The sequence below is a fragment of the Citrobacter sp. RHBSTW-00570 genome (genome assembly GCF_013739755.1).
Taxonomy (GTDB): Bacteria; Pseudomonadota; Gammaproteobacteria; order Enterobacterales; family Enterobacteriaceae; genus Citrobacter; species Citrobacter braakii.
In genome coordinates this window covers 3,537,974-3,552,346 of the sequence record NZ_CP056399.1, presented here as the reverse complement: position 1 = coordinate 3,552,346, position 14,373 = coordinate 3,537,974, and the positions used below count along the sequence as shown (strand labels likewise).

11 protein-coding genes and 7 tRNA genes are annotated in these 14,373 nt (G+C 52.3%); 1 reads left to right on the top strand and 17 read right to left on the bottom strand.

The features are described 5' to 3' along the window. Window positions 1-43: 43 nt before the first annotated feature. The 5 genes from lnt to miaB form a co-directional block, all read right to left on the bottom strand. Entirely contained in the window at window positions 44-1,582 is a 1,539-nt protein-coding gene (lnt, locus tag HV237_RS16995) for an apolipoprotein N-acyltransferase (RefSeq protein ID WP_019076267.1), read from the bottom strand. Window positions 1,583-1,606: 24 nt separating this feature from the next. Then, window positions 1,607-2,485 carry a CNNM family magnesium/cobalt transport protein CorC gene (gene corC / locus HV237_RS16990; protein WP_005121418.1) on the bottom strand — a complete coding sequence of 293 codons (879 nt, stop codon included), beginning with the start codon at window positions 2,483-2,485 and terminating at the stop codon, window positions 1,607-1,609. Between the two features lie 162 nt (window positions 2,486-2,647). Next, window positions 2,648-3,115 carry an rRNA maturation RNase YbeY gene (gene ybeY / locus HV237_RS16985; RefSeq protein WP_003835559.1) on the bottom strand — a complete coding sequence of 156 codons (468 nt, stop codon included), beginning with the start codon at window positions 3,113-3,115 and terminating at the stop codon, window positions 2,648-2,650. Continuing rightward, the gene (locus HV237_RS16980) at window positions 3,112-4,158 is read right to left on the bottom strand and encodes a PhoH family protein (RefSeq protein ID WP_019076268.1); all 1,047 of its coding nucleotides are present in this window, start codon (window positions 4,156-4,158) and stop codon (window positions 3,112-3,114) included. Before HV237_RS16980 ends, ybeY begins: the two co-directional genes overlap by 4 nt. Window positions 4,159-4,349: 191 nt before the next feature. Next, the gene (gene miaB / locus HV237_RS16975) at window positions 4,350-5,780 is read right to left on the bottom strand and encodes a tRNA (N6-isopentenyl adenosine(37)-C2)-methylthiotransferase MiaB (protein ID WP_016152245.1); all 1,431 of its coding nucleotides are present in this window, start codon (window positions 5,778-5,780) and stop codon (window positions 4,350-4,352) included. A 145-nt stretch (window positions 5,781-5,925) separates the two neighbouring features. On the opposite strand from miaB, the gene ubiF reads away from it, so the two are divergent. Further along, entirely contained in the window at window positions 5,926-7,101 is a 1,176-nt protein-coding gene (gene ubiF, locus HV237_RS16970; RefSeq protein WP_047359491.1) for a 3-demethoxyubiquinol 3-hydroxylase, read from the top strand. A 103-nt stretch (window positions 7,102-7,204) separates the two neighbouring features. Here the strand turns inward: ubiF and HV237_RS16965 are convergent. The 12 genes from HV237_RS16965 to nagB form a co-directional block, all read right to left on the bottom strand. After that, a tRNA-Gln gene (locus tag HV237_RS16965) sits at window positions 7,205-7,279 on the bottom strand. Between the two features lie 36 nt (window positions 7,280-7,315). Further along, window positions 7,316-7,390: transfer RNA gene (locus HV237_RS16960), tRNA-Gln, on the bottom strand. 43 nt (window positions 7,391-7,433) lie between these two features. Then, a tRNA-Met gene (locus tag HV237_RS16955) sits at window positions 7,434-7,510 on the bottom strand. Between the two features lie 21 nt (window positions 7,511-7,531). Then, a tRNA-Gln gene (locus HV237_RS16950) sits at window positions 7,532-7,606 on the bottom strand. A gap of 37 nt (window positions 7,607-7,643) precedes the next feature. Further along, window positions 7,644-7,718 (bottom strand) — tRNA-Gln (locus HV237_RS16945). Window positions 7,719-7,741: 23 nt separating this feature from the next. Next, window positions 7,742-7,826: transfer RNA gene (locus tag HV237_RS16940), tRNA-Leu, on the bottom strand. A gap of 9 nt (window positions 7,827-7,835) precedes the next feature. Beyond that, window positions 7,836-7,912 (bottom strand) — tRNA-Met (locus tag HV237_RS16935). A 221-nt stretch (window positions 7,913-8,133) separates the two neighbouring features. Next, a complete protein-coding gene (asnB, locus tag HV237_RS16930; protein ID WP_003835552.1) occupies window positions 8,134-9,798 on the bottom strand; it encodes an asparagine synthase B in 1,665 nt (554 codons plus the stop codon). Between the two features lie 252 nt (window positions 9,799-10,050). Continuing rightward, on the bottom strand, window positions 10,051-10,803 hold the full coding sequence (nagD, locus tag HV237_RS16925) for a ribonucleotide monophosphatase NagD (protein ID WP_005121413.1): 753 nt from the start codon (window positions 10,801-10,803) through the stop codon (window positions 10,051-10,053). A 155-nt stretch (window positions 10,804-10,958) separates the two neighbouring features. Further along, window positions 10,959-12,179 (bottom strand): N-acetylglucosamine repressor, encoded by a 1,221-nt coding sequence (locus HV237_RS16920; RefSeq protein WP_016152247.1) that lies wholly within the window; start codon window positions 12,177-12,179, stop codon window positions 10,959-10,961. An 8-nt stretch (window positions 12,180-12,187) separates the two neighbouring features. Then, a complete protein-coding gene (gene nagA / locus HV237_RS16915) occupies window positions 12,188-13,336 on the bottom strand; it encodes an N-acetylglucosamine-6-phosphate deacetylase (protein ID WP_032931096.1) in 1,149 nt (382 codons plus the stop codon). A gap of 60 nt (window positions 13,337-13,396) precedes the next feature. Then, the gene (gene nagB / locus HV237_RS16910; RefSeq protein ID WP_003022803.1) at window positions 13,397-14,197 is read right to left on the bottom strand and encodes a glucosamine-6-phosphate deaminase; all 801 of its coding nucleotides are present in this window, start codon (window positions 14,195-14,197) and stop codon (window positions 13,397-13,399) included. Window positions 14,198-14,373 lie beyond the last annotated feature (176 nt).

Below are 14,373 nucleotides of genomic sequence, written 5' to 3'. Positions count from 1 at the left end.
GTGGGCCGGATAAGCGAAACGTTATCCGGCCGGGAAAGGAAGGTTACTTACGACGTTGGCGCAGGCTCATTACCACTGCACCAAAGCCAAACAGCGCGGTAAGCAGCCAGAGCGGCCAGTTACCGGTACGGGCATAAGGGGTTAAGCCCGTCGTTGGCGTCACGCTGGTGGTCAGGACCTGGCGGGTAAACTGCGGGATCATCGCCTGAATCTCACCCTGTGGACCAATCACCGCCGTAATACCGTTGTTGGTGCTACGCAGCAGAGGGCGCGCCAGCTCGAGGGAACGCATACGCGCCATCTGGAAGTGCTGCCACGGGCCGATGGATTTACCAAACCAGGCATCGTTGGAAATCGTCAGCAGGTAGTCCGTATCCGGGCGGAAATTATCCCGTACCTGTTCGCCAAGAATGATTTCATAGCAGATGGCAGCCGTCAGCTTAAAGCCGTGCGCATGCAGCTGTGGCTGCACATAAGGCCCACGGCTGAAAGACGACATTGGCAGGTCAAAGAACGGCGCTAACGGGCGCAGGATCGATTCCAGCGGGACGAACTCGCCAAACGGTACCAGATGGTTTTTGTTGTAGCGGTTGCTGGAATCGTAACTGTACGGGCTGTCTTTACCCAGCGTGATGATGGTGTTGTAGGTGTCGTAACGATTCTGCTTGTTCAGACGTGCGTCAACGATACCGGTAATCAGCGTGCTGTTTTTCGATCTCAGCAGGTCATCCATCATGCCCAGAAAACGCTGCTGATTAATTTCCAGGTCCGGAATAGCGGATTCTGGCCAGATGATCAGCTGTGATTGGCCCATCTCAGGCTGGGTGGCGTCGAGATAAATCTTCAGGGTGTTGAGTAACTGACCTTCATCCCATTTGAGCGACTGCGGAATGTCGCCCTGCACCATCGAGACCTGAGTGGTTTTTTCCGGCTCAAGCGTGTACCACTGGATATAGCGCAGCGGAAAGGGCAGAGCAAAGAGCACCAGCGCGGCAATCAGCGGTTTCCAGTTACGCGTCACCAGCGCCAGCGCCAGCAGGCCGCTAACCACCATCAGCAGGAAGTTAATCGCCTCAACGCCCATCACCGGAGCCAGCCCTTTTAACGGACCGTCGATCTGACTGTAGCCGAACTGTAGCCACGGGAAGCCGGTCAGTACCCAGCCGCGCAGGAATTCGGTTATTTGCCAGACGACCGGCGCGGCAATCGCCACGCGTATCCAGGTGGTTTTCGGCCACAGACGCGCCAACACGCCGGCAAACAAGCCGGTGTAGAGGGAAAGGTATGCGGCAAGCAGAACCACGAGGAACACATTAATGGGGCCCGGCATACCGCCAAACTGCGCGATGCTGACGTAAACCCAGTTGATGCCGGAGCCAAACAGCCCCAATCCCCAGAAGTAGCCGATTGCGGCAGACTGGAGCGGGCGGCGATTGAAGGTAAGAGCCTGCAGGCCCATCAGCGAAACGATCGCAGCGGGCCAGATGTCATACGGAGAGAAAGCCAGCGTCCCGCAGGCACCGAATAATAACGCCAGCAGCAGGCGAATGCGCTGGCGTTCAATTAATGGGGCAAATGCCATGTAGTCTTAGATCCAGTTTCGGGTTTATTCGTCCAGTTTGGGCTGGGGTGAGTCGTCCGGAATTCTGACATGAACCTGAATAATACGACGGCTGTCGGCCATTGCCACTTTGAACTGGTAACCATCAATGTCGATAGTCTCCCCGCGCGCGGGCAGATGACCAAAGGCCTGCATGACCAGCCCGCCGATGGTATCTACTTCTTCGTCGCTAAAATGGGTACCGAAAGCGTCGTTGAAGTCTTCAATCGGCGCCAGAGCGCGAATGGTCCAGGTGTGGCGACTGAGCTGACGGAAATCGATATCGTCTTCTTCGTCGTACTCATCTTCAATTTCACCCACGATCAGTTCAAGGATGTCCTCAATGGTCACCAGACCTGAGACACCGCCGAATTCGTCGATGACGATAGCCATATGATAACGCTGGGAGCGGAACTCTTTCAGCATGCGGTCAACTCGCTTGCTTTCAGGTACGACAACCGCCTGGCGTAACACTTTCTCCATGCTGAAGGCTTCGGCATCGCTGCGCATAAACGGCAGCAGATCTTTGGCCATCAGAATCCCTTCAATGTGATCTTTGTCTTCGCTGATCACCGGGAAACGCGAGTGGGCAGACTCGATAATGACATCGAGACATTCGTCCAGGGTCTGGTTGCGTTTCAGGGTAATCATCTGAGAGCGAGGGATCATGATGTCGCGCACGCGTTGGTCCGCAATATCCATCACCCCTTCGAGCATATCGCGCGTATCTTCATCGATAAGGTCGTTTTGCCCGGAATCACGGATCAGCTCCAACAGTTCGTCGCGGTTTTTTGGTTCACCGTGGAAAAGTTGGCTCAGTAACAGGGAGAAAAATCCCTTTTTGCTGTTTAAGGTGTCACTACTGTGTGAATTGTCGTCGCTCATGGCGTCGTATGGGTTCTCTTGTTAGTTAATACAAAGCTCGTCATGCGTATATTCAGCTGTTGACGGCATGTCTCTTCATCGTACTTCAAACCAGGTAAGCCGGATAAGGCGCAATACCTGATGGCGGCTGCGCCTTATCAGGCTTACAAGATTTCGAAATGCTTATTCTTTCTCGGCAATGTACGGATCCTCATAGCCCAGAGCAAGCATAATCTCTGTTTCGAGGGATTCCATCTCTTCCGCTTCATCGTCTTCGATATGGTCGTAACCGAGTAAATGCAGGCTACCGTGCACCACCATATGCGCCCAGTGGGCCTCAAGCGGTTTGCCTTGTTCCTGCGCTTCTTTCTCGACTACCTGACGGCAGATGATCAAATCGCCCAGCAGCGGCATTTCAATGCCCGGCGGGGCTTCAAACGGGAAAGAGAGTACGTTGGTTGATTTATCTTTCCCGCGATAGGTCAGGTTCAGCTCGTGGCTTTCCGCGTCATCGACCAGACGAATGGTAACTTCAGACTCTTCCTGAAACTGTGGGATCACCGCATCCAGCCAACCCTGAAACTGACTTTCTGTTGGTAAACCGGATTCGTCTTCACATGCCAGCTGTAAATCGAGAATAACCTGACTCATTTTTGTTCCTGCTCCTGAGCTTCGCGCTTGCGTTCTGCAGCCAGCTCGGCTTTGCGTTTCTGTTCTGCTTCTTCCCAGGCTTCATACGCCGTGACGATACGAGCGACCACCGGGTGGCGAACCACGTCTTCGCTATGGAAGAAATTAAAACTAATTTCGTCGACTTCAGCCAGCACTTCAATGGCATGACGCAGACCGGATTTGGTGCTTCGCGGCAGGTCAATCTGGGTGATATCGCCGGTGATAACCGCTTTGGAGTTAAAGCCGATACGGGTCAGGAACATTTTCATCTGTTCGATGGTGGTGTTCTGGCTCTCATCAAGAATGATGAACGCATCGTTTAACGTACGACCGCGCATGTAGGCCAGCGGCGCAACTTCAATGACGTTACGCTCAATCAGCTTTTCGACCTTCTCAAACCCGAGCATTTCGAACAGTGCGTCATACAGCGGTCGTAAGTAGGGATCGACTTTCTGGCTGAGGTCACCCGGCAGGAAGCCGAGTTTTTCGCCCGCTTCCACTGCCGGGCGGGTCAGCAGAATTCGACGGATCTCCTGACGCTCAAGCGCATCGACCGCAGCGGCAACCGCAAGATACGTTTTACCTGTACCCGCAGGGCCAACGCCAAAGGTGATGTCGTGGTCGAGGATATTCGCAATGTATTGTGCCTGGTTCGGCGTACGCGGCTTAATTACCCCGCGCTTGGTTTTGATGTTCACCGCTTTGCCAAATTCCGGCACGCTGTCTGCGCTTTGCTCAAGCACTCGCGCTTCTTTAATTGCCAGATGAATTTGTTCAGGCTCAATGTCCTGCGTCTGACCACGCATTGGGGCAGTATCGACGTACAGGCTACGTAAAATATCTGCCGCCGCGGTGACGCAAATTGGGCGACCGGTCAGCTTAAAGTGGTTATCACGGCGGTTAATTTCGATGCCGAGGCGACGTTCCAACTGCTTGATGTTGTCATCAAATGGGCCGCAAAGGCTCAACAGGCGGGCATTGTCTGCGGGTTCAAGGGTGATTTCACGAGTGTCTATGTTCAAACTGTTCCTCTTTTGCATGTCTTGCCGGACGCTGAACATTTACCGGCATCTAAGGAAATTATTCACGCCATGGGGGAAAGGCGCAAGCATTGCGATAAATATGGGGATGATGAGGTAGATTACAAGGCCCGCCGGGGCAGCGAGCCCAGAAGAGTAAGCCCGATAAGCGTAGCGCCATCGGGCATTGAAGATTAAGGCTGATAAATACCGACGCCCAGATCGTTTTCTTTGCGGGTACGCGCAATAACCGACTCAGGGGATTCAGCGATGCGCAGACCCATTTCGTCTTCGGTGCGCACCACTTTACCGCGCAGGGAGTTCGTCCAGACATCGGTAATTTCTACATCCACGAACTTACCGACCATCTCCGGGTTGCCTTCAAAGTTCACCACTCGGTTATTTTCGGTACGGCCAGACAGTTCCATGATGCTTTTACGCGATGTGCCTTCAACCAGAATGCGCTGGGTCGTGCCGACCATGCGACGGCTCCAGGCCATAGCTTGCTGGTTAATACGCTCTTGCAGAATATACAGGCGCTGTTTTTTCTCTTCTTCCGGCACGTCGTCAACCATATCGGCGGCAGGGGTGCCTGGACGCGCAGAGAAGATAAAGCTGTAGCTCATGTCAAAATTGACGTCTGCAATCAACTTCATGGTCTGCTCGAAATCCTGCGTGGTTTCGCCTGGGAAGCCAACGATGAAGTCGGAGCTAATCTGGATATCCGGACGCGCTGCGCGCAGTTTGCGGATGATCGCTTTATATTCCAGCGCGGTATGGGTGCGTCCCATCAGGTTCAGTACGCGATCTGAACCGCTCTGTACCGGCAGGTGCAGGAAGCTCACCAGTTCTGGCGTGTCACGATACACTTCAATGATATCATCGGTGAATTCGATCGGATGGCTGGTGGTGAAGCGGATACGGTCAATGCCATCGATCGCCGCGACCAGCCGCAGCAGATCGGCAAAAGATCCGATCGTGCCGTCGTAGTTCTCACCGCGCCAGGCGTTCACGTTTTGTCCCAGCAGGTTCACTTCACGCACGCCTTGCGCCGCAAGCTGGGCGATTTCAAACAGGATATCGTCCGCCGGACGGCTTACTTCCTCACCGCGGGTGTATGGCACCACGCAGTAAGTACAATATTTATTACAACCTTCCATGATTGACACGAAAGCGCTTGGACCTTCAGCACGCGGTTCCGGTAGGCGGTCGAATTTTTCGATCTCAGGGAAACTGATATCAACCACCGGGCTACGGGTGGTGCTTCCACGCACTTTGTTAATCATTTCCGGCAGACGATGCAGGGTTTGCGGCCCAAAAATAATATCGACATAGTGCGCGCGTTGGCGAATATGGTCGCCTTCCTGAGACGCAACACAGCCACCGACACCGATGATCAGCTTGGGATTTTTCTCTTTTAACAGCTTCCAGCGGCCCAACTGATGGAAGACTTTTTCCTGAGCCTTCTCACGGATAGAGCAGGTATTCAGCAGCAGCACATCCGCTTCTTCGGCCACGTCGGTCAGTTGATACCCATGGGTGGCATCCAGCAGATCGGCCATCTTCGATGAATCGTATTCGTTCATCTGACAGCCCCAGGTTTTAATATGGAGTTTTTTGGTCATCGACTTGCTCTTGCGAAATTGTGGCTGAAATGCAGGGCGCATAGTGTACTGCTTTGGCGCGGTTGTGACCAGTATGACGGATGTCAGCCTCAAGGGGTAAAAAATCCTGTAAACTTACACAATACATGTAACAGGATAATTGACCATGACAAATCAACCAACGGAAATTGCCATTGTCGGCGGGGGGATGGTCGGCGGCGCGCTGGCGCTAGGACTGGCGCAGCATGGATTTACGGTAACGGTCATTGAACATGCCGTTCCCGCGCCGTTTGTGGCTGACGGACAGCCAGATGTCAGAATTTCGGCCATCAGCTCCGCCTCCGCGTCGTTGCTAAAAGGGCTGGGCATCTGGGATACGGTTCAGGGGATGCGCAGCCATCCTTACCGTCGTCTGGAAACGTGGGAATGGGAAAATGCCCATGTGATGTTTGATGCCGCCGAGCTTAAGCTGCCCTTACTGGGCTATATGGTGGAAAACACGGTCCTGCAACAGGCGCTCTGGCAGGCTCTGGACGTTCACCCCAAAGTCACACTGCGCGTGCCTGCGTCGCTGATCTCTCTGCATCAACATAACGATCGGCATGAGCTTGAGCTGGCTGGTGGCGAAAAAATCAGCGCGAAGCTGGTCATCGGCGCCGATGGCGCAAATTCTCAGGTGCGGAAAATGGCCGGGATTGGTATCCATGCCTGGCAGTATGCGCAGTCCTGTATGTTGATAACTGTGCAGTGCGAGAATTCGCCGGGAGACAGCACCTGGCAGCAATTCACCCCTGACGGTCCGCGCGCATTTTTACCGCTGTTTGATAACTGGGCCTCACTGGTGTGGTACGACTCACCGGCGCGTATCCGCCAGTTGCAAGGTTTGAATATGTCGCAACTGCAGGCGGAGATCGCCAAACATTTCCCATCGCGACTCGGTAACGTTACGCCTGTGGCAGCGGGGGCATTCCCGCTAACGCGCCGTCACGCGCTGCAATATGTGCAGCCAGGACTGGCGCTGGTGGGTGACGCCGCGCATACCATTCATCCGCTGGCGGGGCAGGGCGTTAATTTGGGGTTCCGTGATGTGGATGCGCTGATTGACGTGCTGGTGAATGCGCGCAGCTACGGTGAGTCCTGGGCAAGTCAGCCGGTGCTGAAGCGCTATCAGAACCGTCGCATGACTGACAATTTCATCATGCAAAGCGGCATGGATCTGTTCTACGCAGGATTTAGCAACAACCTGCAGCCGCTGCGTATCATGCGTAATCTTGGGCTAATGGCCGCAGAGCGCGCCGGTATGTTGAAACGCCAGGCACTCAAGTACGCGTTAGGATTGTAATTCAGACAGGCCTACAGAGAACGTTGTAGGCCTGGTAAGCGTAGTGCCATCAGATAATAAATGCAGAAAAGCAAAAAGCTCGCCGAAGCGAGCTTTTTTAATATGGCTGGGGTACGAGGATTCGAACCTCGGAATGCTGGTATCAGAAACCAGAGCCTTACCGCTTGGCGATACCCCAACGGGCGCATCCACAGAATGGACGACTTTTTGAAATTGGCTGGGGTACGAGGATTCGAACCTCGGAATGCTGGTATCAGAAACCAGAGCCTTACCGCTTGGCGATACCCCAACAATTTTTTGGATTTACCGAACGAGTCGATACATCTTTAATATGGTGGCTACGACGGGATTCGAACCTGTGACCCCATCATTATGAGTGATGTGCTCTAACCAGCTGAGCTACGTAGCCAGATATTATCATATTCTTCGATGGCTGGGGTACCTGGATTCGAACCAGGGAATGCCGGTATCAAAAACCGGTGCCTTACCGCTTGGCGATACCCCAATGACCGTTGCGGTGAACCGCTACATCGAAGAAAAAATGGCTGGGGTACCTGGATTCGAACCAGGGAATGCCGGTATCAAAAACCGGTGCCTTACCGCTTGGCGATACCCCATCCGTGCAACGCTTACGGGTGAATGGTGCGGGAGGCGAGACTTGAACTCGCACACCTTGCGGCGCCAGAACCTAAATCTGGTGCGTCTACCAATTTCGCCACTCCCGCAAAAAAAGATGGTGGCTACGACGGGATTCGAACCTGTGACCCCATCATTATGAGTGATGTGCTCTAACCAGCTGAGCTACGTAGCCATCTTTTTTTCGCGTAACCTTATCGGCGTTGCGGGGCGCATTATGCGTATTGAGCCTTGAAGCGTCAACCCCTTTTTCATTGAAAATAGCTGGAATGTGACTGTTTGGTTAGGTTGCGAACAGCATGACGCAATATTCGGCAATTATTAGTTATTAATTGTTTTTTTGCACAGAAAACAGACATAAAAAAGAGCCCCGCAGGGCCCTTTCTAAGGATTAACTTATTTATAAGCGGACTGATGTACGCCAACCGCACGACCAGAAGGATCGTTCATGGTTTTAAACGCCTCATCCCATTCGATTGCTTTGGCAGAAGAACAGGCAACAGACGGCCCGCCAGGCACACATTCCGCAGCGCTCGCAACCGGGAACAGCTCTTCGAAAATCTCACGGTACAAATACGCTTCTTTAGATGATGGCGTGTTGTAAGGGAAACGGAAGCTGGCGGTTTCCAGTTGTTGGTCAGAAACTTGCTCAGCGGCCACCTCTTTCAGGGTATCAATCCAGCTGTAACCGACACCATCGGAGAACTGCTCTTTCTGGCGCCATGCAACGCTTGCTGGCAGGTAGGACTCAAAACATTCGCGCAGAACATGTTTTTCCATTTTGCCGTTGCCGCACATTTTGTCCTGCGGGTTGATGCGCATCGCCACATCAAGGAATTTCTTATCCAGGAAGGGCACGCGAGCTTCCACTCCCCAGGCCGACATAGCTTTGTTGGCACGGGCACAGTCGAACATATGCAGCGCCTGCAGCTTACGCACGGTCTCTTCGTGCAGCTCTTTTGCATCTGGTGCTTTGTGGAAATAGAGATAGCCGCCAAATACTTCGTCAGAACCTTCGCCCGACAGCACCATTTTAATGCCCATAGCTTTAATTTTACGCGACATTAAGTACATCGGGGTCGAGGCGCGAATCGTCGTAACATCGTAAGTTTCGATGTGATAAATCACGTCGCGGATAGCATCCAAACCTTCCTGCACGGTGAAGTGGATCTCATGGTGCACAGTACCCAGATGGTTCGCCACCTCTTGCGCGGCTTTCAGGTCCGGAGCGCCTTCCAGGCCTACGGCGAAGGAGTGCAACTGCGGCCACCAGGCTTCGCTACGCTCCTGATCTTCAACACGACGCGCGGCGTATTTTTTGGTGATTGCGGAAATGACGGATGAATCCAGACCGCCGGACAGCAATACACCATAAGGAACATCTGACATCAGGTGGCTTTTCACTGCATCTTCCAGTGCCTGACGCAACTCGTTTTTATCGGTAACGTTGTCTTTTACCGCATCGTATTCAAACCAGTCGCGCTGATAGTACTGACGAATTTCGCCGTCTTTACTCCATAAATAGCTACCGGCCGGGAATTCTTTGATCGTGCGACACACGGGAACCAGAGCTTTCATTTCAGACGCAACGTAGAAGTTACCGTGCTCGTCGTAACCCATATACAGCGGGATGATCCCGATATGATCGCGACCGATCAGATAAGCGTCCTGCTCGCTGTCGTACAGAGCAAAAGCAAACATGCCTTGCAGGTCATCCAGAAACTCTGGGCCTTTTTCCTGATACAGTGCAAGGATAACTTCGCAGTCGGAACCGGTCTGGAACTGATAGCGATCGCCGTATTCAGCGCGCAGCGCCTGATGGTTATAAATTTCACCGTTAACCGCCAGGATATGCGTTTTCTTCACGTTGTACAGCGGCTGAGCACCGGCGTTGACGTCGACGATGGACAGACGTTCGTGCGCCAGAATGGCGTTATCACTGGCGTAAATACCCGACCAGTCCGGGCCGCGATGGCGCATCAGACGAGACAATTCCAGGGCTTTTTTACGCAGTTCAACTGCGTCAGTTTTAATATCGAATACGCCAAAAATAGAACACATAACCTTCTCCGTTAACCTGTTGCGTGATGCTTTTTATGTTTGCTTGATAAAGAAAATGCCGCAAAGCTGGAGAGGGCGCAAGTGAATTACGGGTCAGAAAATAAAAAACGCAATGGTCATTGTGGATTGGTGAAAAAAGATTACAGAATAGACGGGTTTATTAATGAATCGATAATTTTATGGCGGTTTTATTAAATGGAAGAACTTCTTCTGGCCGGATATGACGCGGGGGCGTCTTATCCGGCTTACGCATCAAATCACATCAATTTCTGCAACGGACGGGTAAATCCAGCTTGGTCTAAACGGCATGCTGTCAATGTCGTCGAGCGTCGAAACGCCAGACAATACCAGGATGGTTTCGAGACCCGCCTGGAAGCCCGCCAGAATATCGGTACGCAGGTTGTCGCCCACAATAACGGTCTCTTCCGAATGCGCCTGCATTTTGTTGAGCGCCGCGCGAATAATCCACGGGCTGGGTTTGCCCACATAAAATGGCTTGCGGCCAGAGATTTTTTCGATACCGGCGCACAGCGCACCGCAGGCGGGATAAAAACCGCGTCCGTGAGTATCTGGGTTTGTGGCGATGAAACGCGCACCGTTGGCCACAAAATATGCTGCTTTATGCATCATGTCCCAGTTATAGGATCGCGTCTCGCCAACAATCACAAAATCGGGGTTCACGTCAGTAATAGTAAACCCGGCTTTATACAACTCGTGAATTAACGCACCTTCACCTACCACGTAGGCCTTTTTCCCTTCCTGGCGGCGAAGAAAATCAGCGGTAGCCATGGCGGAAGTATAAAAGACGCTATCAGGGACATTCACACCCGCGGTGGCGAAGCGGTTTGCCAAATCCTGCCCGGTCTGTGAAGGATAGTTAGTCAGCAAAACTAACGGCAGGCCTTTTTCCAGGATCCCAGTCAGAAATTCTGCCGCACCCGGTACGGCAACATTGTCGTGCATCAGCACGCCGTCGATATCACAAATTACATTCTTAATGGCCATGGACAATCCGACATCAAAAAAAGAAGGCATTACTATACACAAAATACACTAAATCATTCGAGTTGCATCAAGGCGGCAAGTCTGAGAACCCCGGGAGCTTACTGAAGTAAGTGACTAGGGTGAACAGATGCAGCTAACGCAGAGGCTGCTTGGTATTAGCTTTCCAGCAAACGTTGCAGCAATGTACCGTTGAGCATCGCACGCTTCACCAGCGCAAAGGCGCCAATAGCTGAACGGTGATCCAGCGTGGAACGAACCACCGGCAAATTGTGGCGAAACGCTTTCAACGCCTGCGTGTTGATACAGCTTTCTATAGCAGGCAGCAGCACTTTATCAGCCTCGGTAATTTCGCCCGCAATGACGATTTTTTGTGGGTTAAACAGGTTGATGGCGATGGCGATTGTTTTACCCAGGTGACGACCAACGTGCTCAATGACTTCTGATGCCAGGTTATCGCCTTTATTAGCCGCCTTACAGATGGCTTTAATGCCGCAATCATCCAGCGTGAGTCGGCTTGGATAACCCTGTTTCAATAAGTTCTGCACGCGGTGTTCAATAGAGGCATTAGCGGCAATTGTTTCCAGACAGCCGAAATTACCGCAGTGACAGCGCTCACCCAGCGGCTCTACCTGAATATGGCCAATCTCACCCACGTTGCCATTGCGACCAATAAAAATTCGGCCATTGGAGATGATTCCCGCCCCGGTTCCGCGGTGAACACGCACCAAAATGGAGTCCTCGCAATCCTGGCTTGCCCCGAAATAGTGCTCGGCCAGCGCCAGACTGCGAATATCGTGACCGACAAAGCAGGTGACCTTAAAGCGTTTTTCGAGTGCTTCGACCAGCCCCCAGTTTTCGACCTGAATGTGCGGCATATAGCGGATGACGCCGCTTTCAGGATCAACAAGGCCTGGCAGAATGACGGAAATCGCAACCAGCTCGCGGATTTTCCGCTGGCAGTTCTCAATAAAGGTGGCAATGGTGTTGAGCAGCGCATACTCCAGCGTTTCCTGGGTGCGCTCCGGGAGGGGATAATGCTCTTCAGCGACCACTTTACTGCTCATATCATAGAGCGTGAGCGTAGTATCGTGGCGGCCTAAGCGAACGCCAATCGCATGGAAATTGCGGGTTTCGGTGACGATAGAGATAGCGCGGCGGCCCCCGGTGGAGGCCTGCTGGTCGACTTCTTTGATCAGCCCGCGTTCAATCAATTGACGCGTAATTTTCGTTACGCTGGCGGGGGCAAGCTGGCTTTGCTCGGCAATTTGAATTCGCGAGATTGGCCCATGCTGGTCAATCAGGCGATAAACCGCCGCGCTGTTAAGCTGTTTTACGAGATCAACATTACCTATTTGAGCTTGTCCGCCTGGTGTCATTCTTTCTCTTACTCAGTAACGACCTCGTTGCCATTAACGATGGTCTTGATAATTTTAAAGTCGTGCGTGAACGCAGTCAGGTTGGCTACTTTGCCTGGCGCGATGCTGCCGAGTTGTTTGTCGACGCCAATGGCGCGAGCAGGGTAGAGCGTTGCCATACGTAATACCTCGTCGAGAGCGATATTCGCATGTTCGACCAGATTGCGTACGCCTTCAATCATGGTTAATGATGAGCCGCTCAGTGTACCGTTCTCATCAACGCACAATCCATTACGGTAGTATATTGTTTTACCAGCGAAAATGAACTGTTCAATGTTTGCACCTGCTGGTGCGGTTGCGTCGGTGACCAGGCACAGCTTGTCGCCTTTCAGGCGTTTGGCATTACGAATGTTAACGTAATCAACGTGGAGGCCATCAGCGATGATACCGCAGTAGATATCGGCTTCATCAAGAATAGCGCCCGCCAGACCAGGTTCGCGACCGGTAATGTAAGGCATCGCGTTGAACAGATGTGTCGCAAAGGTGATGCCTGCGCGGAACCCGATTTTTGCTTCTTTTACCGTTGCATTTGAGTGACCCGCAGAAACCACAATACCCGCATTCACCAGTTTGGTAATGACCTCTACCGGGACCATTTCTGGCGCCAGCGTTACTTTGGTGATCACATCGGCATTATTGCACAGGAAATCAACCAGCGCAGCGTCCGGTTGACGGACAAATCCCGGATTATGGGTGCCTTTTTTCACCAGATTCAGCCACGGGCCTTCCAGATGAAGTCCTAGTGCCTGATTCGGGTGTTTCGCCAGGTATTCACGCATGACACGAACGCCTTGTTTCATCAGGTCATCGCTGGTGGTGATAAGCGTTGGCAGGTAGCTGGTGCAGCCAGATTTTTCATTGGCTTTCTGCATGATTTCCAGCGTTTCAACGGTCACGGCTTCTGCCGTATCGTTAAACTGTACGCCGCCGCAGCCGTTTAGCTGTACATCGATAAAACCGGGGGAAACAATGGCCCCATTCAGTGAGCGCTGTTCAATTCCTGACGGTAACTCAGCCAGTGGGCAAACGCTGTCAATCAGGCCATTGGCGACAACAATCGCATGGTCATCAAGAATTTCGTGACCGGTAAAAATCCGGCCCTGGGTTAAAGCATACATTCCGACCCCCGATTTCAAAAAATGCCGCCCTGCAACTTATCGACAGGGCGGAGACATCAATTACAGACCTTTAATATTTTCCGCTTCTAACTCGTTAAAGTATTTCAGCGTCTTCACTTTCAGTTCCATGGTGGAAGGCTCATCGCAGACCACAACGGCTTTCGGATGCAGCTGCAGACAGCTGATGGTCCACATATGGTTAACGTTGCCTTCAACGGCGGCTTGCAGCGCCTGCGCTTTCTGGTGGCCCAGTACCAGGATCATCACTTCTTCGGCATCCAGCAGGGTGCCCACGCCAACGGTCAGCGCATATTTAGGCACCTGGCTGACGTCGCCGTCAAAGAAGCGTGAGTTCGCAACACGCGTGTCGTGAGTCAGCGTTTTGATGCGGGTACGGGAAGCCAAAGAAGAGGCTGGTTCGTTGAACGCGATGTGACCATCGTTGCCTACGCCGCCCATAAACAGGTGGATTTTACCGTAAGAACGGATTTTCTCTTCATACTGACGGCATTCTGCATCAATATCCGGTGCGTTACCATTGAGGAGGTTGATGTTTTCTGCTGGAATATCAACGTGATCAAAGAAGTTGCGATGCATGAAGCTATGGTAGCTTTCCGGATGCTCTTTCGGCAGGCCAACATATTCGTCCATATTGAACGTTACAACATGCTTGAAGCTTACCTGGCCTGCTTTGTGCATTTCAACCAATGCTTTGTAGGCTGTCAGCGGAGTACCGCCAGTCGGCAGGCCCAAAACGAACGGACGATCAGCCGTTGGTTTGAACGCGTTAATACGGTTAACGATATGGCGAGCAGCCCATTTGCCGACTTGTTCAGCGGTATTCAGGGGGATCAGTCTCATTCTTCACCTCAAAAGTAAATGTAAGCAATTGGCGGATTGAGTCTCTGTGCAGTATTAAGCGTAACCTGGTTTTGCATCGGTAAGGATCAATCCGTTTCGATTTTTTGAATGATAAAATAAGTTTTCGTAGTTAGCCAGTGGAAGGGAGGGTTAATAACGATATTTGGTGACTGGAA